Here is a 20,082-nt window from a genome sequence, read left to right as displayed (position 1 = left end):
CCCTTTGCCTGCGTTAGGCGTTTAGCTGCCCCATGACCCTGCGCACCCGTGTCACCCTGCTCACCGTGGCCTTGCTGATGGCCTCGCTGGCCCTGATCGGCGCGGTGGTGTACGGGCTGCTGCAAGGCTTCCTCTACCGCAACCTGCGCAGCGAGATCCAGGCTTCCACCCAGCAGGTCATCCGCCTCATCGGGGAGCAGGTTCAGGTGGTGGATATTCTCAAATTGGCCCTGCCCGCTAACGTCTACTCGCAGATTGACTACGGCTTCATCCGCAGCGGCAAACCCACCCTGCCCGACCTGCTCTCGGCAGTTGAGGTGGTCAAGGGCCCCTTGTTGCAACCCAACCAGCGCTTGGTGCTGCCCAAGCGGGCGTATGAGGAGTTACTCTCCAAAGGAGAGACCTGGACCACCTTGTCGCTGCCCCTCGAGCAGGGCGGGCGGATCAACCTGCTGGTCAACGCGGTGCTGCTCCAGGGAAGCGGGGGCGATTTCGTCATCTCGACGGTGGGCCGCCCCACCGAATCTATAGACTTCACCCTGGACCAACTGGCCCGCATCTATACCGCCACCGCGCTGATCGTTTTGGTACTGGGAGCGTGGATGGCCTATCGCTTGATGAGCCGCACCCTCGCGCCCCTCGAGTGGGTGGCTAGGCGAGCAGAACAGATGAGCGAACGCCCCACCAAGCTGCCCGAGCTCGAGGGCAACAACGAAGTGGCCGCCCTGGTACGGGCCTTGAACGGGATGTTGGCCCGCTTGGAGGAATCCTGGGAAACCCAGACCCGCTTCCTGGCCGACGCTTCGCACGAGCTGCGCACCCCGGTCACGGCGATTCTGGGCCACGTGAGCTACCTGCTGCGACGTACCCCGCTTACCGAGCAGCAGCGGGAGAGCCTGGAGATCGTCAGGCGCGAGGGCGAGCGGATGAAAAAGCTGGTGGGGGATCTGCTCGAGCTTTCCAAGACGGGCGGGACCTGGCGGGTGGAGCTTTCCCCGGTGCACCTGCACACCCTACTGGCCGAAATCGCTGAGGAGTACGGGCAGAGCTTCCCCCGGGGGGGGAGGATTCAGCTCGAGGTCTCCGAGGACCTGTGGGTGCTAGGAGACGTGGAAAGGTTGCACCAGGTCTTCGCCAACATGGTCTCTAACGCCCAGAAAGCCCAGGCCAGCGAGATCCGCCTGGTGGCCCGCGACCTGCGGGAACGGGTGGTGATCCGCGTCGAGGATAACGGGGAGGGCATCCCCCCCGAGCACCTCCCCCACCTCTTCGAGCGCTTTTACCGGGTGGACAAGGCCCGCGACCGCGAACGTGGAGGCAGCGGGCTGGGGCTTTCCATCGTGAAGGCCATCGTAGAGGCCCACGGGGGGGCGGTCTGGGTGGAGAGCGAACTCGGCAAGGGCTCGACCTTCAGCGTCTCCCTGCGGCGGGCGGAAAAACCGCTGCCCACCCTGGCCTAAACGCCTCATCTGCGCCTGAGCGCCCGTAGCCGGAGGTTGGCCTCCTCAGGGGTGATCTCTCCCCTCTCGAGCGCAGAGAGGATATCCGAGCGCTCCTTGGCCAGGTCGGGCTGGGGGGGCTCGGGCTCGTCAGGCATCTCGTAGCCTAGGGCGTACAGCATATCTTTGAAGCGAGCCCGTACGGTGGGGTACGAAACCCCCAGGATGCTCTCGACTTTTTTCAGGTTACCCCCGCTCTTGATATAAAGCCGCAGGAACTCGAGCGGTTCGGGAGGCAACAAGGCAAACTCGTTGACCTCGAACTCGCCCCTGATTTCGCTACGGCAATCGGGGTTGGAGCAGACCAGCCTGCTCACCCGCAACCGGCTGCGGCAAGCGGGGCAAGAAGTGGGCATGGGATAGATTCGCATCAGTTACCTCCTAACGCCCTTTCGGGCCAAGCACCCGCAATCTTAAGGGCCGAGCGCACCGGGCGCTGGAACCAGGCCAGCGAGGCCAGCAGCATCAAAGCGCCCATCGCGGCGAAAATAGACCGCACCCCCATTACCGCCAGCAGGCCCGAAGTGGTCGCCAAGCCCAGCGGCTGCACCCCCATGTTGAGCCCCTGCAACACCCCGAACACCCGTCCCATCATCTCCTTGGGGATGGCCTGCTGGGCCAAGGTCATGGCCTGCACGTTCATGAAGGAAGCCGCCACGCCGAACAGAGCCAACAGCGCCAGCGCTACGATCAGGTGGGGCGCCACGGCGAGCAGCCCCACCCCTCCGGCCAGCCCCCAGGTGCCGAGCAAAAAGGTGAGGAAGGGGTTTCTCATCCGAATGAAGTTCATCATCACCAGCCCGGCGAGTTGCCCTACCATCAAGGCCGCGGTGAGCAGTCCGTAATCGGCGGCCCCACCCCCCAGTCCCTTGGCATAAGGGGCGGCCAGCGCTCCGAAGGGGGCTAGGATCAGGTTGATGAGCATGGCGATCACAACGATCCAAAACACCACCGGAGTCCGCCGAATAAAGCGCAACCCCTCGAGCATGGCCCTGGCAGGCTGTTGATGCGCGGTGTGCGAGAGCACTTGGGGCTCCCGGATGGGGATGAGCAGCAACGCCGCCAGCACCACCAAGCCCAGCCCGACCCACAAGGCTCCGGCCACCCCGAGAAACCCGGTGGCGGTCCCAGCCAAGGCGAACGAGGCGGCCATGCCTAGCGTGGTGGCCAAGCTCATCACCGCGTTGCCCTGCTGGTACTGGTTGGGCTCGAGCAACAGGGGTTGTAAAGCCCCTAGCGCTGGGCTGCGCAGGTTTCCGAAAAGCGAGGCCAACCCCACCAGCACGTAAACCCCCCACAGCTCCAGGTGGCCGCTGGCGATCCCCCAGATCATCGCCAGTTGCACTAGGGCATCCGCGGCATAGGTGAACTGGATCAGGTGCCTCTTGTGGCCTCGGTCGGCCCAGACCCCGCCCAGGGGGGCCGCGATCAACGCCCCGATGGCCCCGATCAGCGCCACCGTCGCCACCAGCGAAGCCTGGCCGGTCGTCTCCAGCACCCACCACATGAGGGGCACCTCGGCAAACCCCAGGCTGAGGTTGCCCGCGACCCTCGAGGCGAGCAGCCAGCGGAAATCTATGTTCTTCAACGGATGGTTCATGAGAATGGTCCTAACTGGGTCGTTGCCCGGAGGCCGCCCCTCGAGCTAACCCAACGCCACACTTCACCAAAGCCCGATCTTGAGCGAGACCCCGCCCTTGGCCTCGATCTCGAGGAGGCCAAAGCCCTCGTAACCCCGCAATGCCGTGATGCTCTTGGCGAGCCCCCGGATAGCTTGCCGGGTTCGCTCCTCCCAGCCAACCGCCCCGGCTGAGCGGCTTTGGACAAACAGCCTCCGCCCGTCTAAGACCCAGACGCTAGTCCACAGGGCGAGCTCGAGCAGGCTCAGCGGCACCACCAAAAAGATAGGAACCTTCAACCCTCGCGTCCGGAGGCTCAGGTATATAAAGCGCGGACGCAGCGGCGGAAGCTTGCGAGAAAAGCTCCCGGAGTTGCCTGGTTTGAATAGAGCTGCCATCATGCCGACCCCCTAGAGGTAGCCCCGCCCGCTCAAACCACCTCCACGATCACCTTGAACGGCTCGCCGTCGTCGCTGCCCTCGATCTCGACTAGGCGGCCTTCAGGCAGGTTGCTGCCTAGGGAATCGAGCAGGTTGGAAAGATCAATACCTCGATCCGAGAGGTTTTCTCTGGCCTCCTCGGGAACGAAGCTCAGGGCGAACTTGGCCAGCGCCACCGGGACGTTGACCCGTACCTTAGCCTCCTGGGCGTCTACCTGGATACGCAGCAGGCGGGCCGTGCCCTGGGGGGCAGAAGAGGTGGGAGCCAAGCTGAACCCCCGATGCTCTCCGCTCGGCTCGAGGGCCTCCAAAAGCTCTAACGCCTGGTCAATGGAGATCTTGCCCTCCTTCACCATGTCCATGATCTTCTTCTTGTCTTCCATACTCAGGCCCCCGCCTACCCTTCGATCTCGAGGTTGCCCATGCGGACATACGCCTCCAGGGTTCCCACGCCGTCGGCGATCCGGTCCCCTGGGGTCTCGAGGTTCCCTAGCCCCACCCCGGCTTTGAGCTTCAGGCTCGAGCCCGGCAAGAGCCGCACCTGGGCGTTGCCCATCTCGATGCGCAGGCGGTGGCTTCCCTCGCGGAGCAAGGCGCTCCCCTCGATGTTCCCGGCCTTCACATCCAGGTCGAGCCCACCGACCTCGCGCAGTTCGATGTCCCCGGCCAACAGGCGGCCTCGGACAAAGGCCACCCCTTCTATCTCGATATCCCCGGCTTTACCGTCCAGCTCGAGGCCCCAGCCTGGAGGGAGGCGAACGTCCAACTCGCCGGCCCTAAAGTTTTTGAGCACCCCCCCCAGGAAGTCCCCCTGCACCGGCTGCGGCTCGACCACCAAGTCCTGGCCGACCTGCCGCACGCTGGCCTTGCCCCACACCCGGGGCTCTTGCAGGCTGGGATCCACACGGACTTCAAGTTGTCCCGCCAGCATGTTCACCTTGACCCAGCGCCGCTCTTGGCTCGGGTAGGCCCAACCGCCACCGGCCCCAGCTTGCCCCTCGAGGGATCCATACTCCACACCCTTGGGCTCTGCGCTGGACTGGACTTCCCCCTCGAGCTGATCCGCAGCCTCGAGGGCCTCCAGGAGCATCTGGGCTTCCTCGTCGTTGATCTTCCCTTCGCGCCGCAAAGCTTCTATCCGTTCGCGTTCGTCCATGTTGATCCTCCTAGAGCGGTTTGCGATATCGCCCATTAAGATGGCAAACCGCCTCCCCGATAGCGTCTTTCGCCCTCATCCAGCGCAGAAGTCGTGGCCACTGCCCTAAGCGGAAGCACTCCGGTCTTCCAGGGTCAAATCGCCACTTCCCATTTGAATGCTCAGCTTGGCCGCACCCGGCCCGACCAGGCCTTTGACAAGCCGCCCCCGCTGGCTGAAGTTGCCGCGCGGATCGAGTTCGCCGTTGCCCAAAACCCCAGCGATCTGCACCGAGCTACCCACGAAGCGAATCTCGGCGTCTCCGCTGCCCATCACCAGCTTGTGCTCGCCTTGGGTGAGCCTGAGGGTGGCCTCGAGTTTGCCCGAGGCGATCCGCAGGTCCAAACCCTGCACGTCCTCGAGTTCGACATCGCCGGAACCGATCTTCCCCCGTACGAAGGGGATCCCCTCGACCTCGACCTCTCCCGACGTGACGTATAGCTCGAGCCCCCAGCCCGCCGGAAGGTGCACCTTGACCTCGCTGCCCTCGAAGTAGCGCAGCACGTTCTCGAAGAAGTGAGCACCCCGCTCCCGCCGCTGGCCCCGCTGGCGGGTCACCAGGAAACCGGAGCCCTCCTCCTGTACTTCTACCTGGCCCTCGATGAGGGGCTGCTCGAGGCGGGGGTCGAAGCCGGCTTTTAAATCTTCGGAGTGCAGAATCACCTTGACCCAGCGGAGTTCACCCGGAACGACAGCAACCGGTTTGATTTCCTTTTGAAGAGTCGGGGCTTCCTCGGCCTCGAGTTCATCCAGCGTCTCGAGCAAGGTGTCGGCCTCTTCCTGGGTAATCCGGCCTCCCTCGAGGAGGGCTCGGATGCGGCTACGCTCATCCATAGGAGGCTTCCCCCTCCCGCCCCCAGTAGGGCTCGCTCTCGAGCTTCCTGGCCCATTCTCTAAACCGCCGGGCGATCCGCCGCCGCAGGCTCAGGCGGGGCGGCTTCTGACGTTGCTCGGCCACCCGGCTGACGCCGCGAAAACACGCCACCCGGCTGACGCCGCGAAAACACGCCTCGGCGCGCAGGGTGGCGACGCGATCCCGCGAAAGACGCTCGAGCGCTTGCCAGTTATTCGAAACGTACATCCTTACCCCCTCCTTATCAGGAAGTGTAAGGCTTATATTTATATATTGTCAAGTCACGTTTTATATTTTTTAAGTACAGCTTGCCAAATTGTTGAAATCATGTTTTAGACGCGGGGAAGGAATATGCGGGGGCGAGGGATCGGAACCCTCGCCCCAACCACTCTTCCTTTAGGGGATGGATCCACCAGCTACAAGCCACGGGCCTTCGTAGGGCATACAGCGTTCGACGTACGACAAAGCCTCTATCCCACCAGCTTCTCAAAGCGCGCAATCCGCGCAGCCAACACCTCGAGCCCCCCGGCCCAAAAACCCGGATCCTCCAGGTCGAAGCCGAAGCGGGCGGCCAGCTGCTGCGCCGAGTAGGTCCCTACCGAGGCCAAGAGGTCATCGTACTGGGCTACGAAATCGGGGCCCTCGAGCCGGTATTTGTTGAACAGGGCCAGCCCAAAGAGGAGGCCGAAGGCGTAGGGATAGTTGTAGAAATCGCTGCCGTAGTAGTGCCCCTTCACCGCCCACATGTAGGGGTGGTAGGAAGCCAGAGCGTCGCCGTAGGTAGCCTGCTGGGCCTCGAGCATAAGCTGCTTGAACTCGCTGGGGGAAAGCTCCCGCTCTTTGCGCTTTTCAAACACCGAGCGCTCGAACAAGAACCGGGAGTGGATGTCCACTATCACCTGAGCCGTATCCTGTAGGTTGCCTTCCAGGATGGGGAGTTGCTCGGCTTCGGACACGCTGCTCAAGGCCGCCTCGGTAATGATGGTCTCGTTCATGATGCTAGCGGTCTCGGCCAGGGTCATCGGCGTCTGGCGTAAGAGGGCTGGTCGGGTGGACAAGCAGAGGTTGTGGTAGGCGTGGCCAAGCTCGTGGGCCATGGTGGAGACCCCACCGAAGCTCTCCTCGTAGTTGGTGAGGATGCGGCTTTGCCCCTTGCCGATGGGCATGCAGTACGCCCCGCCAACCTTGCCCTTGCGCGGTAGGGCGTCGATCCAACGCTCGGCGTAGGCCCGCTCCGCCAGATCGGCATCAGCCTGAGAAAAAGCGGACAGGTGCTCCACGATGAACCTCCGCCCCTCCTCCCAACTCCAGCGCCTACCGCCAGCCACGCCGACGGGCGCGAAAAGGTCCCACCAGTCGAGCCGTTCTTTACCCAAAGCCTTGGCCTTAGCCCGGAAGTAGCGTCTCCAGATTGGGAAGCTCTCCACCATCGCCGCCTGCATGGCCGAGAGGGCCCCGCGGGTGATGCGGTTTTGCTGCAGGGTGGGCTCGAGGTCGTCGGCCCAGCCGCGCTTGCGGTTGAGGGTGCTCTGTTCCCCCTTCCAGCCGTTGAGGGCCGCTGCCAGCGCCACCTCGTTGGCCTTCCAGGCGGCAAGCTCCGCCTCATAGGCGGCTTTGCGCACCGCGGGGTCGGGGTTCATGGCTAAGAGCCGTACCGAGGACATGGGCAACTCTTCCCCGTTCACCGAAGCGGTGATGAGGCTGGTCAAGTTGCCGTGCAGTTTGGCCCAAGCCGCCCCGCCCGAAAGCGAGAGCTCGGCAGCCAGGACCTCCTCTGCTTCACTCATCATGTGCTGGGCTTCTACCTTGGCCTCTTCGATGAGGATCGAATACTCTCCGGCTTCGACCATCTCGGGCTCGAGCGCGGCCAGCCAAACCACCCAGCGCGGGCGCAGCCGCTGTAGCTGGAGCATCAGGCCCTCGTACTCAGAGAGCTTGGCCTGGGCGGCCTCGTTGGTGGCCTCGGTAGAGACGAGGGCGTAGAGGTAAGCGCCAAGGGGAGTCTGCGCTTCGTAAATGCCGTTCAGTGCGTCAATGATCTCCCGGAAGGCGGCCTTGTCGGAGGGGCGGGCGGCCCGCTTGCCTACTTCGTGACGGCCCATCAGGGCCTCGAGGTCGCGGATACGCTGGCGTACATCGTCCCACGCAGCTTGAAAATCTTTGGCATCCAACCCTGAAAACAACGGGGTCAAATCCCACTGGGGAAGTTCGGCCACATGATGCATGGTTAGAGTATAGCCGCAAGGGCACTTGCAACCGGAGTATCTTGTAAGGGTGGTCTTTCCGGTGAGCATCCCCATTTGGGTTCGCTACAGCGACCTTGACACCTTTGCGCACGTCAACAACGCAGTCTATCTGAGCTACCTGGAAGAGGCTCGGGCTGCCTACTACCGCGCTTTACACAGCCTCGAGCCGGACCTTCCCGAGTTCAAAACCCTGGTGGCCCGCTCGGAAGTTGACTACCTGAGGCCAATCCTGCTTGGCCAGCGGGTCGAGGTGCACGTCCGGGTGACAGCGGTAGGTAACAAAAGCTTCCGCACCGCCTACGCGATCTATGCCGAGGAAGCGCTCGCGGCCAAAGCCCAAACCGTGCAGGTATGGATGCACGAAGAGCAATCCGCGCGGGTTCCCGAGGTGGTACGGCGGGCTATCCGCAAGCTCGAGGCAGAGCCGGTAGAGGGATTGTAGCCGTCTTCTTACGCAGCCCTTGGCCTACCAAGCGCGCAGCAAAGCGTCCGGGGCAGCCAGCCCGGTGGCCTGGCGATGGCTCCGTAAAAAGCCGAGGGCAGCCTCCAGCGGCACATCGTGGCCCTCGGCCAGCGCCTTGGCGTCATCGGCCACGGCCTTGTCCGGCGTGACCCTGGAGGGATAGGCGCCCCCGTCTAGCCGCCGGGCGATGAAGGTGGTGATCTGCAACGCAGGGCCGCCTTGCCGCAGCAAAAAGAAGTTGGTGACCGTATCGCCCACGCCCGCCGTCTCTTCACCGATCACCGGAATGCCTGCGCTTTGTAAATCCAACGCGCAAAACTCGGCCCCCGAGGCCGAGGCTTTGTTGACCAGCACCACCATCGGGCCCCGCCAACGCGCCGGGGCGGGCAGGCTCAACAGCGGGCGCTCACCGCCTCCGTCGCGCCGCAGCAGCGTACCGCCGCGGTATACAACCGTATCGGCAAGTAGATCCCGGCGCTCGTAGCGACGGCCCGGCTCCTCTACAAAAGCCCCGGCGGTGAGGATGACCTGGAATAGGCTACCCCCGCCGTTATTCCGCAGGTCCAGCACCAGCCCCCAGGCCCCTTTGTCCTGTGCCTCGCGAACCAGGCGGTGAACTTCCTGCGCGGTCCGCTCGGCGCGGAAGTTGGGGATGCGCAGCCAGGCGATCCCTTCCTCGAGCCAGTACATCTCGGGAAGCGGGGTAGCCAAAATCCCCGGCGTGATCCGCAAGGAGATCAGAGCACCGAAAGGAGCCCGCGCCACCGCCAAATCGATCTCGCCCCCATCAGCCACGGCCTTGGCCAGCACCGCCCGGCGCTCGTCGGCGCTGCCGCTGAGTTCTTGGCCATTGACCCTCACGATGCGGTCGCCCCGCCGTAACCCCGCAGCCTTGGCCGGACTGCCGTCTTCGACCTCGAGTACGATCAACCCCACCAATTCGGGCACCACCGTGTGGCGGATCCCCAGCCCTCGCCGAGCTTGCCGATCCCCAGGCACCAGACCCAGCCCGGCGTACTCCTCCGGCAGCCAAAGCCTCGAGTGCGGGTCTCCTAGCTCGCTCATCATCTCCCGCAGCAAGGGAAGGGCTACCTCCACCGCGCAGGTCTCGCCCTGAGGAGCACAGGCCTCGTTCAGCTTGCCCAGATACTTTTGGGCCAGTGCGGTGGGGTCTTTTGTCGAGGGACCGGCATAGTTGTGCGCCAACAAGTCAGCCGCGCGGTTCAAGAGCTCCTGGGCTGGACTGGCCCAAGCCCAAACCGAAGCCAAGGCCAAGGCCAGCGCCATAGCCCGCAGGGCAGCGCGCTTGAGCATGGACCAAGTGTAAGGCAACCCCGGCCCGGTTGGGTGTGACGGGTTCTCGATAAGCTTCTACCCCAGCTTAAACGGGTTTCGTTGCCCCGCCAAGGCGATCTCCCGCGCTTCGGCAGGAACCCAGGACAACGCCAGCGTGGCCTGGTAGGCCCGCAAAGCAGCCTGGCGATTACCCACCAAGTCCTGCAGCTGGCCGTAGCGGGCCAACACGTAGCCAGGCAAGTAGGCGGGATGGGCAAATTCAGCATGCAGCAAGGGTTCCATCAGCGCCAACGCGTCTTCGGGGCGCCCTGCGGCCAGATAAATCTGCGCCGCCAGGTACTGGGCTTCCGCGTCTGCTATCTCCTGAAGCTGCTGCAGCAGCAGCCCCCAGTCGTCATCGCCCTCTAACCGCCAAGCCCGGTCCAGGATAGCCCGGTCGGCCTCGGCGGGGCTCGAGGCGTGGGCACCCGGTCCGGCTGCGCCGGGGACCTCGCGGAGCAGGTAAGGGTAGTCGAGGAGGTCGGCAATCACCAGCCAGCGCCCCTCGCCCTTGGAGCCAATCTGCCCGGCCACAGCTTGCATCCGCTGCGCGCGAAAACCGGTCGCAGGACCCTCTCCGAATATCTGGACAAAGCCGTCTAGGTAGTTCCACAGTTCGCTGATGAAGGCGGGGCTCGAGAGCATATCGGACAAAAGGGGCCGCGTCAATAAAGCCTGCAGCCGCCGCTCGAGCTCGGCGGCCTGCGCTAAGTACTCCTGACCGCGGGGAAACTGTGCCAAGGCCTGGCGAAACTGCTCGGCCTGTGCCTTGAGGTTGGGATGCTTGTCCAGCGCGATCACCTCTACCCCATTGCCCTCGGCCCACGGCAGCAGGTGAAAAAGAGGGAGGTCGCCCGCATCGCGCCAGAGGCCGGCCTCGAGTTCGGCTGGGGCGTACGAGGCCAGCAGCACTGCCCGGGGTGCGTAGGCCTTGGCCATTTCCAAGACGGTAACGGCGTTGTACCGTGGGTGCAGGATGTGGAAAGGGCCAAGGGTCGGCAAGATCAAAACCGGCATAGACCGCATCATAGGCCAGGGCCAGGGCATCGACCGTAACTACCGGCTCGGTGTACTCAACGGCTGGTTTGTGGCTCTGGGAGATGCCTTCTTCAACGCCACCATCGTACTCTCGAGCTTCGCCGCCAAACTGGGCGCGCCCAACTGGGCAATCGGCTTGCTGCCTTCCCTGCTGAACGCGGGATCGCTGGTTCCCCAGGCCTTTATCGCCCCCTATGTGGCCCGACTGCCGGTGAAGGTAACACTCTACCGCCGGGTGGCCCTGCTGCGCATCTCGGGGCTGGCCTTGATCGCCCTCTCGAGCTTCCTCTTCGGCCACCGGCCCGGCTTGCTCTTGGCCTGCTTCTTGCTGGGGCTGGCGCTCAACGGGCTCTTCACCGGCCTCAGCAGCCTGCCCTTCTGGGAGACCGTATCCAAAACCATCCCCCAGGAGCGGCGGGCAGCCTTTTTCGGCATCCGCAACCTGGTGGGCGGGCTGCTCGCCTTTCTGGCCGGGTTCGTGGTGCGCGGTCTGCTCGCGACCGGGCTGGCTTTCCCGCTCCCGTATGCCCTGCTTTTCACCTTCGGCACGCTGGCCTTCGCCACCGGTTGGTACTTGTTCGGGCTGGTGAACGAACCGCCCGAGCCGGGGGGGCCACAGCCGCGCATCTCCCTCACCCTCCCCTTCAAAGACTTCGTCTTCCGGCGCTTCCTGCGGGTACGGGTGATGCTGGCCTTAGCCTCGATGGTCGAACCTTTTTACGCAGCCTATGCGGTACGGGTGCTGCGACAGACCAGCGAGGTCGGTATCTACCTGACCCTCTACGCCCTCTCCTCGGTGCTCTCGAACCTGCTATGGGTGCGCCTCGCCCAGCGCTACGGCTCGCGCCCGCTGATCCTGGTGGGAGGGGCGCTGGGAACCCTGACCCCCATCCTGGCCCTCCTGCTCCCGGTTCCAGCCTACGGACTGGTCTTCGTGCTTCAGGGAGCCTATTTAGCTGCTCTAGGGCTAGGGACCACCACCTACTTGCTCAATGCCGCTCCGGCTGAACACCGCAGTTCTTACATCGGGCTGGCCAACACCCTGGTGGGAATCGCCTCGTTCTCGCCCGTCTTGGGTGGATTACTGGCCGACTGGCAAGGGTACGCCGCCCCGCTGCTGTTGGCCTCCGGGTTTTACGCTTGGGCCCTGTACGCCGGGCGTAAGCTCAACAGCGAGGTCTGAACGGGGTCAGATCGGGCGCCCCTTCGCTCAGGGATTAGCCCCTACTCCAGCTCGGGCCACGCCTCAACCTGCGTTCCTCGAGCTAAGCGGTATCTGCGCAGGTCTTTTTCAAAAAGCCCCAGGCGCGATTGAAAGTTAGGACGGGGCCGGGGGGTGAGGATTACGTCCTCTGCCCCGCTACGCAGGCCGACGCGCAGGAGGAAGCTTTGCTTAATCTGGCGTGACCACTGGAGGTAGAGGGCCTCGTCAACATAAGCAACCCCCTGCTCATTCCCGTAGAGGGGCAGCACCACCAGCAAAGCTGGCCCGATGAGAAGCTGGGGTTTGCTGCTCAGCCATCCAGCCGCGAACAGGCGCTCGAGGGTCTGGGCGGCCTCGAGCGGACCGGCCTCGAAGGAAGTCAGCACCTCCACGATGCGCCGCCCATCAAGCTGCTGCAAGAGGAGCAGGTCCTGAGGGGTCAAATCCTGCTGGTGCGCTTTGGGGTCTATGCGCAGCCCCTGGGTCCAGTCCTCCGGAAGGTGCCTCAAGCCTTGCCAGATCTGGACCTCTTCGGCCAGGCGTGCCTGGGTCTGGAACCTCCCGCTCTCGATGGTAGCCATCGGCGGAAGGCTTTCCGCTTCGAAGCGAAAGGAGGCCCGGCGCAACCCGGCCAGCAAGGTCAAGGCGCGGTTCCCGGTGAGCCCTCCAGCCTGGGCATGGATGATCTGCCCAGCGTAGATGTAAATGTTCCCGGAAAGCGGCGGCGGTTCGATGATCAAGGCCCCACCCCGCCCCGAAGCGAAGAGCATCTGGAGCAACCCCACTAGCGGAAAATCGGCCAGGTTTCCTTTCAACACCCTCAATCCACCTCGCTATCCGACGGCCCGATTCTACCGAAAAAAACCTGACTCACGCTGCGGTGTCGGTCTTCAAGAGCGGGGCTCTAACCCGTGGGCAGGCGCTCAAGGGTAGGGTAAGTTAGAGCATATGCCCAGTGTACTCATCCTGCACGGCCTGTCCTCGCACCCAGTCCTGACGGTCGGCCCGTTGCCCCAAGCCTTGCGCCAAGCCGGGTATCAGGTTGCCCAGCCCACCCTACCCGGCCACGGCACCCGCCCTGAAGACCTCCAGGGGGTGCGCTGGCAGGACTGGTATAGGGTGGCGCTCGAGGCCTACCGCGCCCTCCCCAGCCCCAAAGCGGCGGTGGGGCTCTCGATGGGCGGGTTGCTAGCGGCGAAGATCGCCGCGGAGGAAGCCCCGCAAGCCCTGGTGGCGATGGTCCCGGCCTTGGGCTTCGTCAATAAAACCGCCTACCTCGCCCCCTACCTCTCCTGGGCTATCCCTATCGCCAAGGGCACCGCTTCGGTGCGAGACGCCGAGCGCAAGGCCAAGAGCCCCAACTATCCCTGGATACCTACCGCCGCGGTAGCCGAGCTGGTCAAGCTCCAGCGGACGGTAGACCCCTTGCTGCCTAAGGTCAAAGCCCCCGCCTTCGTGCTGCAAGCTCGCTACGACAGCACCATCCCCGAAGTTTCGGTGCGACGGTTCTACGAGCGGTTGGGTAGCGCGCAAAAGCAATACAGGGTGTACGAGAGCGAGCATGACCTGCTCCTCGATAGCCAGGCGGAGCAGGTCGCGGCGGATATCCGGGAGTGGTTAAGGGAGATCCTGCCGGTTTAGCGCGGTCCTCATACGCGCCCTTGGGTGAGCGTTCACCCTTTATGCACTTCTACCTCGAGCTTGTAATTCCCCCGCTTGGTCGAACCCAGCACCCGGCGCACGGCGAGAACCCCCAACCCCTCGGCCAACAGGGTATCGCCCTCTTTGACCTCGTCCTTGCCGGCCGCGGTTTTTCCCCCCAGCTTGACCTTTCCGGCTTTCACCCCTTGGGCGAAGTAGCTGCGGGAGACGCCGAACCCCTTAGCCCCCACCGCGTCCACCCGAAGGCTAGGCACGACCACGCTCCGCACCCGCTCGCGGCTTTTAGGCAGCTCATCGGGGCCAAGCGCGCGAGCCTCTAGGCCCGCCTCTCTAAGGGCTTTATAGCCTTTAGGCAGGGTCACCACCAAGCCACCGCCTTCCACCTCCTCGCAGTCGCCTAACAGCCCCGGCTCGAGCACTTCCCGCAACCGGTCCTCGAGGCTTTCCAGATCCCCCGCCCAAGGCAGAAAGAGCACCCGCGTCGGGTCGGAGACCTGGGGCACTTCCTCGGGGTAGAGCACCATCACCTTTCGCTCCGCCAGCGGCAAACCGCCGAAGGCGGCCACCTGGAGCCCCTCCCCTCGCGCAAGGCCGCGCAGTTCTTCCTGAAGATCGGGCGCGAGGAAAGGGGTCTGGACAACCCGCCCCCCCCGGGCTCTGCTCAGATACTCCCTCATAGGGCCTATGCTAAGCCCCTGGCTGGGGTTTTACCAGCAACGGGCCGTTGCGCTTGACACTCTTATTGCTAATAATTACTATTATCAAACTATGACCCACTCCGTGGAGCACAGGACCATCCTGCAAATCATCCAGCCCGGTCTGTTAGGGCTGATGGACGGCTCGGTCTCGACCCTAGCCCCTATCTTCGCCACCGCTACCCTCACCGGGAACCCCCATGACGCGTTTTTTGTAGGGTTTGCCGCCTCCCTGGGGGCAGGGATCAGCATGGGCTTGGCCGAGGCGCTCTCCGACGACGGGGTGATCAGCGGACGCGGCAGCCCCCTGATCCGGGGCGGAATCACCAGCATAGCCACCTTCCTGGGCGGGATGTTTCACACCCTGCCGTTTCTTATCTCCAATCTGAATACCGCCCTGCTTTTGGCCTACACAGTAGTGGTGCTCGAGCTGCTCGCCATCGCCTACATCCGCTTTCGCTACATGAAAAGCCCGCTGGGGCGGACCATTGTCCAGGTGATCGTGGGGGGTGGGGTAGTGTTTGCCATCGGGGTCTGGCTGGGACGGATAGGGGCTGGCTCATAGCGCCACCGGCGGGCCAATATCACCCCCTCAGCCTTCCGTGGCGCGAAGCTTCGAGGTTCACAAATCCAAATCGGTAGCCCCAGCATACTACGCGCCCATCCCAAGGCCCCGAACGTCAAATAGCGCATGGCTTTTATCTGCGCACGCCCCCAGCCTGCCACAGCCGGGCGTACTCCCCGCCTTGCTCGAGCAGTTCCTGGTGCCGCCCCTCCTCCACGAGCCGCCCGTCCTTGAGTACCAGGATGCGGTCGGCGTGCTGAACGCTGGCGAGCCGGTGGGCCACCACCAGCAAGGTGCGCCCCGGGCGGGCCTGCTCGAGCGCAGCCATCACCTGGGCCTCAGCGGAGAGGTCGAGGGCGCTCGTGGCCTCGTCCAGCACCAGCACTTTGGCGTCGCGCAGCAGGGCCGCCGCGATGGCTAAGCGTTGCCGCTGCCCCACCGAGAGCGCGGCGGGATCGCTGCGCAAGCCCTGGGGCAGTTCCTCCCATAGCCCTACTTCCTGCAAGGCCGCCTGGGCCTGCTCAGGGCCTATTCCCGGGGCCAGCGCGGCCAGGTTTTCCGCCAAGCTCCCCCCGAAGAACAACGGCTCCTGCGGAACCCAGGCCAAAGCCTGGGCCAACGCCGCGTGGCGGTAGCTTGAAAGAGGCTTCCCGTCGAGCAAAACCTCCCCGGAGGCGGGCCGGTAAAGCCCCAGCGCCAGCCGCAAGAGGGTGCTCTTACCCGCCCCGCTGGGGCCGACCAGGGCGGTGAGGGTTCCCGGCGTTAGGCTAAAGCTAACTTCTCGCAAAGCGACCTTGCCGTCGGGGTACACAAAAGATACCTTCCCGAAGCGAAGATAGCCTTCCGCCGGGCCGGTCTCCTGACCTTCGGGGGGGGCGGGGGGGAGCGAAAACAGCTCGAGCAGCCGCCCCGCCGCCGCGTCGGCCTGGGCCCACAACAGGCCGGTCTTGGGGAGCACCTGCAAAGGGGCGACCGCCAAACCCAACAGGGTCAGGTAAGCGGTGAGCCCGCCCGGGGTGAGGTTCCCCGCCTCCACCTCGCGGATGCCGAGCCCGAGCAGCAACCCCAGGGCTAGCCCGGTGAACATCTGAGAGATGGGCAAATGCAGCGCCGTATACAGCGCCCGGCGTAACCCGAGCCGGTAGAAGCGCTGGCTCTCCTTATCTAAGCGGTCTTGGGCGAAGCGCTCGAGCCCCAAAGCCCGTACCAGCTCGAGCCGGCCAAACACCTCCGCCAAGGTGAGGGCAACCCGCTCGGCCTGCGCTTGGGTACGCCCGCTGGCCTGGCCCACCAAGCGGCCCACCCAGCCGGTCAGCGCGGCTAACAGCGGCAAGAACAGCAGCAAGCCCAGCGTAAGGGACAGGTTAAGGCCAAAGAGGGCTACCAGCAAAGCCAAAAGGCTCATCCCCTGGAGAAGAGCGGTCCCCAGGGCGTGGAGGATGAAACTCTCGAGTTCGCGCAGGTCAGCCAGGAGGCGTCCGGCCAAGGCTGCCGAGCCGGGCAGTCGGGCGAGTTCGGCCCGCAGCAGGGACTTCCCCATGCGCTCGCGCAGCGAGGCGGGAATCCGCACCGCCAGGTAGCCCAGGTAGGCCTCGAAGAGATAGCCGCCCACCCCCACCAACAGCAAGAGTCCGCCCCCCCGCAACAGCAACGACCCCAGCAGTTCGTAGCGCCCGCCTACCAGTATCTGGTCGTACAGCGGACGCACCAAGGTCGCCAGGAAGACTTGTGCCACCCCTGGCCACAGCGCGAGCAAGACAGCCACCAGCAGCCAGAGGCGGTAAGGGCGGAACAGATGCCACAAGCGCATGCTAGGATGGTTCGCTGAGAATGGCTTCCACCAGGGTGTCGGCCCCAGGGCGGGCCTCGAGGGCTTGTAGCCGTGAGCGCACCCACCCTTGCCGCTGGGGAGAGAGCAAGTCGAGCCCTACCCGAGCCGCCAATTCCGGGCCAAAGACCCCGCGCAGCTCGGGGTAGACCCGTTCTCCCAGCCACTGGTTGGGCAGCGCCAAGTGGGCCACCCGCGGCTCGGCCCGAAGGATAGCCTGCCGCTTGAGCCAGCCCCCCCCAGGGAGCAGGCCAATCCAGTGCAGGAGGCCCTCGAGGGGGATCAGCTCGGGTTTATGCAAGGGCAGCAGCACCACCGCCGGAAGTCCAGAAAGGGCCATCTCGAGGGTGTTGGTACCAGGGATGGTAAGGGCCAGCTTGGCTCCTCGCATGGCCGGGTAGCGTAGGGGTTCATCCACGATGCGGACCTCGAGGCCATTTTCGGAGACCAGAGAGCCTCCCTGCAGCCGGGCGCTCACCCCACCAAAAGCTCGGGATCCCTGGGCAGCCAGGGCTTCCTCCACCACCACATCGGGTAACAAGCGGCTGCGCACCCAGGCGAAACGCAGCCCTGGCTCTTGCTGAGCCATCAGCTCGGCCGAACGCAGCATGAACCCCAACAGATAGCGCGCGGCGAAGGGGCGGCTACCGGGAAAGAGCAGCACGTCCACCTCGGCGTAGGGCGCCAACCGAGTCTCGGCAAGAGCATCCAGGACCAAGTTTCCCACCACCTGAAGGCGCTTGGGATCGGCCCCCCGCCGCAAGGCCTCAGCCTGGGTGCGCTGGGAGTCCACAAGGAAACGGCGCAACCGGGGGTGCCAGCCCCTACCGCTAAAGCTATAGGAGAAGGCCGGGTAGCCGGTCGCGCGGGCGAGCAGCACCGCGTCGCGGGGGGCACCGCCCAACATCAGGACCGCCCCTCTCCCCCGGCGCGAAGGCGAGACCAGCCGCTTTAGCAGCTCACGCCGCCCGCTCACCGCATCCAGGGGGAGTTCGCGGGCTTTTTGCCGCTCCTGGCCGCTGGCGAACTGGTCGGCGATGAGGAAGAGCTCGAGCCGAGCCTTCGGCAGCCGCTCGCGCAGCCGCCGCACCACCGGAGGGACCCAGGTGGAAAGCTCGCCCGGGCCGTTGGTGAGAAGGAGAAGCTCATCCATCGTCTTGGCTCATTCCTCGCCCCAGCGGGCGAAGGCAGCGATACCCCGCTTGGACGGAGCTTCGACGAAGGCGCACAGCCGTAGGATCTCCTCGGTCTGGGGGAGGCCATCGGGGAAATTCCCCTCGCGGAGGGCACGAAAAGCCTGCTCGAGCGCCCGGTAGCGTTCCCCGCCGATCCCGTTGCGGCGCAGCCCTACGGTGTTGAGCCGGTAGTGCCGCGCAGGCCGACCGTCCGCTAGGGTAAAGGGCAAGATATCCTGGCTGACCTTGGAAGCCCCACCCACCATGGCGTAAGCCCCGATCCGCACGAATTGATGAACCCCAGTCATCCCGCCCAAAACGGCCCTCTCCCCCACCTCCACGTGCCCCGCCAAGTTCACCGCGTTGGTCAGCACCACCCCATCGCCCACCTGGCAGTCGTGGGCCACGTGGCTGTGGGCCATCAGATAGCAGCCCGCGCCGATGCGGGTGGGCCGGTCCTCGCGGGTGGAGCGGTGCAGGCTCACGCCCTCGCGGATCACCGTGCGCTCTCCGACCTCGAGCCAGGTCTCCTGACCCTTGAAGCCGAGGTCTTGGGGCTCTCCGCCGAGCACCGCGTAAGAAGCGACGCGCACCCCCTCCCCCAGGCGCACGTAAGGCCGAATGACCACATGCGGCTCCAGGACAACCCCCCCTCCCAGCACACAAGGCCCCTCCACCACGCAATAAGGGCCGATCTCTACCCCTAGGCCGAGCTGAGCGCGAGGCGAGACGATGGCGGTGGGGTGGATTTTAGCCTCGACCATGGCTGCTCAAGCCTCCCCCCGCACCATGAAGGTGAGGGTGGCTTCGGCGTGCACTTCCTCGCCCACCACCGCCCGCACTTTGACCTTGCCCAACCCGCGGCGAAAAGCGAGCAGCTCCCCCTCGAGGACCAGCGCATCCCCTGGGGTGACCGGCTTCTTGAAGCGGGCCTCCTCCACCCCCACCAAAAACACTAGCCCCCCCGGTTTCACCCCGGGCTGCCGGGCCACCACCGCGATGGAGGCCTGGGCCATGCTCTCCAGGATCAGCACCCCCGGCATGATGGGGTAACCGGGGAAGTGCCCGGTAAAGTGCGGCTCGTTGACCGTCACGTTCTTGAGGACCCTAAAATGCTTTTCGTCGGCCTCCAGCACGCGGTCAATGAGCAAAAAGGGGTAGCGGTGAGGCAGGAACTTGAGGATCTCGAGGATGTCCATCAGCGCCGATTGTACCGAAGTCTGGGGGACGGGAGAATTTCCCCTAATGGTGGGCCGGGGCAGGCTTGAGCGACCGGGTCAGTTCGATCGCCAGCTCCAACGCCAGCAGGTCGTCCTCGAGGGTGACTAAGGGCGGGGCTCCCTTCTGGATTCGGTCCACGAAGTGTTTTAGTTGGCGGCGCAAAGGGTTGTCGTTTTGGATGGCCATGCGTTCCACCTGCTCCTCCACCCGCCCATTTCCCCCCAGGTCGTGATACTTGGCGGGGAAGCGGTGGATGGCTATCTCGGTGTACTCGCTAGCAAATTCTAAGCGGATCACTTCTCCGTCTTGGGTGAGCGAAAGGGAGCGTTCGCTTTTAGGAGAAACCCGGCTGGCCGTGAGCACCGCCCGCACCCCGGAAGGGAAGTCCAATACGGCGTTGGCATACTCGTCTAGGCCGTCTACCTCTTGGCCGACCACGCTGTAGCGGTAAGGCCGCTCGCGCAAGAGCAAGAGCACCAGGTCTAGGTCATGGATCATCAAATCGAGGATCACCCCGATATCCCGGATGCGCCGGTTGTTGCCCAAGCGGCGGGCCTCGAGCATCCAGGGCTGCTTGAGCATCCGCGGCAGCTCATTCACCGCTTTGTAAAACCGCATCACGTGCCCCACCTGGAGCACCCGCCCCTCCTGGGCCGCCAGGTTGACCAGTTCCTTGGCCTGGGAAAGGGTGGGAGTCATGGGCTTTTCCACCAGCACGTGCACCCCGGCCTGCAAGAACCTCCGCACCTGGGCATAGTGCGAAAGCGTAGGCGAGGCGATGGAAACCGCCTGGACTTTGCCCAGCAAGGCCTCGGCTTCGGGGTAGGCGGGGACTTCCAAGTCCTGCTCGATCACCCGCCGGCGCTCGGGATCGGGGTCGGCCACGCCGACGAGCCGTACCCCCGGCAGCCCGGCATAGATCTGCGCGTGGTAGGTGCCCATCACCCCCACCCCAACGACTCCTACTTTCAGCTCCATAAGCTCCTTTACCTAAATGCTCCCTTGCCCGCCCGACTCGAGCCGGCAATCCTGGCCGGATCATAC

At 64.6% G+C, this 20,082-nt stretch carries 22 protein-coding genes; 5 read left to right on the top strand and 17 right to left on the bottom strand.

What is annotated here, in order from left to right:
- The first annotated feature begins 32 nt into the window (after positions 1-32).
- Positions 33-1,460 (top strand): cell wall metabolism sensor histidine kinase WalK, encoded by a 1,428-nt coding sequence (locus tag DNA98_RS12010; RefSeq protein WP_110531017.1) that lies wholly within the window; start codon positions 33-35, stop codon positions 1,458-1,460.
- A 5-nt stretch (positions 1,461-1,465) separates the two neighbouring features.
- Here the strand turns inward: DNA98_RS12010 and DNA98_RS12005 are convergent, their stop codons facing one another.
- From DNA98_RS12005 to DNA98_RS11970, 8 genes are all read right to left on the bottom strand, one after another.
- Positions 1,466-1,870 carry a DUF2089 domain-containing protein gene (locus tag DNA98_RS12005; RefSeq protein WP_174720020.1) on the bottom strand — a complete coding sequence of 135 codons (405 nt, stop codon included), beginning with the start codon at positions 1,868-1,870 and terminating at the stop codon, positions 1,466-1,468.
- Complete coding sequence (locus tag DNA98_RS12000; protein WP_110531015.1) at positions 1,870-3,099, bottom strand: MFS transporter; 1,230 nt, start codon at positions 3,097-3,099, stop codon at positions 1,870-1,872. The genes DNA98_RS12005 and DNA98_RS12000 overlap by 1 nt, the downstream gene beginning before the upstream one ends.
- A gap of 63 nt (positions 3,100-3,162) precedes the next feature.
- Positions 3,163-3,417: a hypothetical protein gene (locus DNA98_RS11995; protein ID WP_110531013.1), complete on the bottom strand. Its 255-nt coding sequence runs from the start codon at positions 3,415-3,417 to the stop codon at positions 3,163-3,165.
- A gap of 131 nt (positions 3,418-3,548) precedes the next feature.
- Entirely contained in the window at positions 3,549-3,941 is a 393-nt protein-coding gene (locus DNA98_RS11990; RefSeq protein ID WP_110531011.1) for a hypothetical protein, read from the bottom strand.
- 14 nt (positions 3,942-3,955) lie between these two features.
- The gene (locus DNA98_RS11985) at positions 3,956-4,714 is read right to left on the bottom strand and encodes a hypothetical protein (RefSeq protein ID WP_110531009.1); all 759 of its coding nucleotides are present in this window, start codon (positions 4,712-4,714) and stop codon (positions 3,956-3,958) included.
- Positions 4,715-4,819: 105 nt separating this feature from the next.
- The gene (locus tag DNA98_RS11980) at positions 4,820-5,587 is read right to left on the bottom strand and encodes a DUF4097 family beta strand repeat-containing protein (RefSeq protein WP_110531007.1); all 768 of its coding nucleotides are present in this window, start codon (positions 5,585-5,587) and stop codon (positions 4,820-4,822) included.
- Positions 5,580-5,834 carry a hypothetical protein gene (locus DNA98_RS11975; RefSeq protein WP_110531005.1) on the bottom strand — a complete coding sequence of 85 codons (255 nt, stop codon included), beginning with the start codon at positions 5,832-5,834 and terminating at the stop codon, positions 5,580-5,582. Before DNA98_RS11975 ends, DNA98_RS11980 begins: the two co-directional genes overlap by 8 nt.
- A 242-nt stretch (positions 5,835-6,076) precedes the next feature.
- Positions 6,077-7,831, bottom strand: a complete 1,755-nt coding sequence (locus DNA98_RS11970) for a M3 family oligoendopeptidase (protein WP_110531003.1) — start codon at positions 7,829-7,831, stop codon at positions 6,077-6,079.
- 61 nt (positions 7,832-7,892) lie between these two features.
- On the opposite strand from DNA98_RS11970, the gene DNA98_RS11965 reads away from it, so the two are divergent.
- Entirely contained in the window at positions 7,893-8,294 is a 402-nt protein-coding gene (locus tag DNA98_RS11965) for a thioesterase family protein (protein WP_233493201.1), read from the top strand.
- 24 nt (positions 8,295-8,318) lie between these two features.
- On the opposite strand, the gene DNA98_RS11960 is transcribed toward DNA98_RS11965, so the two are convergent.
- Together DNA98_RS11960 and DNA98_RS11955 are read right to left on the bottom strand one after the other, a co-directional pair.
- On the bottom strand, positions 8,319-9,629 hold the full coding sequence (locus DNA98_RS11960) for a S41 family peptidase (protein ID WP_110530999.1): 1,311 nt from the start codon (positions 9,627-9,629) through the stop codon (positions 8,319-8,321).
- 57 nt (positions 9,630-9,686) lie between these two features.
- A complete protein-coding gene (locus DNA98_RS11955; RefSeq protein ID WP_110530998.1) occupies positions 9,687-10,667 on the bottom strand; it encodes a hypothetical protein in 981 nt (326 codons plus the stop codon).
- Between DNA98_RS11955 and DNA98_RS11950 the strand changes: the two genes are divergently transcribed.
- Positions 10,627-11,871 carry an MFS transporter gene (locus tag DNA98_RS11950; RefSeq protein ID WP_165363980.1) on the top strand — a complete coding sequence of 415 codons (1,245 nt, stop codon included), beginning with the start codon at positions 10,627-10,629 and terminating at the stop codon, positions 11,869-11,871. The two genes, DNA98_RS11955 and DNA98_RS11950, sit on opposite strands and share 41 nt — an antisense overlap.
- 41 nt (positions 11,872-11,912) lie before the next feature.
- Here DNA98_RS11950 and DNA98_RS11945 read toward each other — a convergent pair whose 3' ends face one another.
- Positions 11,913-12,710 (bottom strand): DUF4388 domain-containing protein, encoded by a 798-nt coding sequence (locus tag DNA98_RS11945; RefSeq protein WP_110530996.1) that lies wholly within the window; start codon positions 12,708-12,710, stop codon positions 11,913-11,915.
- 130 nt (positions 12,711-12,840) lie between these two features.
- On the opposite strand from DNA98_RS11945, the gene DNA98_RS11940 reads away from it, so the two are divergent.
- A complete protein-coding gene (locus DNA98_RS11940) occupies positions 12,841-13,533 on the top strand; it encodes a carboxylesterase (protein ID WP_110530994.1) in 693 nt (230 codons plus the stop codon).
- 32 nt (positions 13,534-13,565) lie between these two features.
- Here the strand turns inward: DNA98_RS11940 and DNA98_RS11935 are convergent, their stop codons facing one another.
- On the bottom strand, positions 13,566-14,231 hold the full coding sequence (locus tag DNA98_RS11935) for a S4 domain-containing protein (protein ID WP_110530992.1): 666 nt from the start codon (positions 14,229-14,231) through the stop codon (positions 13,566-13,568).
- A 91-nt stretch (positions 14,232-14,322) separates the two neighbouring features.
- Here DNA98_RS11935 and DNA98_RS11930 point away from each other — a divergent pair, with 91 nt between their 5' ends.
- The gene (locus tag DNA98_RS11930) at positions 14,323-14,814 is read left to right on the top strand and encodes a VIT family protein (RefSeq protein WP_110530991.1); all 492 of its coding nucleotides are present in this window, start codon (positions 14,323-14,325) and stop codon (positions 14,812-14,814) included.
- A 133-nt stretch (positions 14,815-14,947) separates the two neighbouring features.
- Here DNA98_RS11930 and DNA98_RS11925 read toward each other — a convergent pair whose 3' ends face one another.
- From DNA98_RS11925 to DNA98_RS11905, 5 genes are read right to left on the bottom strand one after another with little or no spacing between them, the layout of a single operon-like run.
- A complete protein-coding gene (locus DNA98_RS11925) occupies positions 14,948-16,624 on the bottom strand; it encodes an ABC transporter ATP-binding protein (protein ID WP_110530989.1) in 1,677 nt (558 codons plus the stop codon).
- Position 16,625: 1 nt separating this feature from the next.
- On the bottom strand, positions 16,626-17,795 hold the full coding sequence (locus DNA98_RS11920; protein ID WP_110530987.1) for a sugar synthetase: 1,170 nt from the start codon (positions 17,793-17,795) through the stop codon (positions 16,626-16,628).
- Between the two features lie 9 nt (positions 17,796-17,804).
- Positions 17,805-18,581 carry an acyl-ACP--UDP-N-acetylglucosamine O-acyltransferase gene (lpxA, locus tag DNA98_RS11915; RefSeq protein ID WP_110530985.1) on the bottom strand — a complete coding sequence of 259 codons (777 nt, stop codon included), beginning with the start codon at positions 18,579-18,581 and terminating at the stop codon, positions 17,805-17,807.
- Between the two features lie 6 nt (positions 18,582-18,587).
- Positions 18,588-19,016 (bottom strand): 3-hydroxyacyl-ACP dehydratase FabZ, encoded by a 429-nt coding sequence (gene fabZ / locus DNA98_RS11910; protein ID WP_110530983.1) that lies wholly within the window; start codon positions 19,014-19,016, stop codon positions 18,588-18,590.
- Positions 19,017-19,059: 43 nt separating this feature from the next.
- Complete coding sequence (locus tag DNA98_RS11905) at positions 19,060-20,016, bottom strand: Gfo/Idh/MocA family protein (protein ID WP_110530981.1); 957 nt, start codon at positions 20,014-20,016, stop codon at positions 19,060-19,062.
- Between the last annotated feature and the right edge of the window lie 66 nt (positions 20,017-20,082).

Source organism: Meiothermus sp. Pnk-1, assembly GCF_003226535.1.
In the GTDB taxonomy this organism is placed as follows: Bacteria; Deinococcota; Deinococci; order Deinococcales; family Thermaceae; genus Allomeiothermus.
Note: the sequence above shows the minus strand (reverse complement) of the source record. Positions and strands in the feature narration are given on the sequence as shown.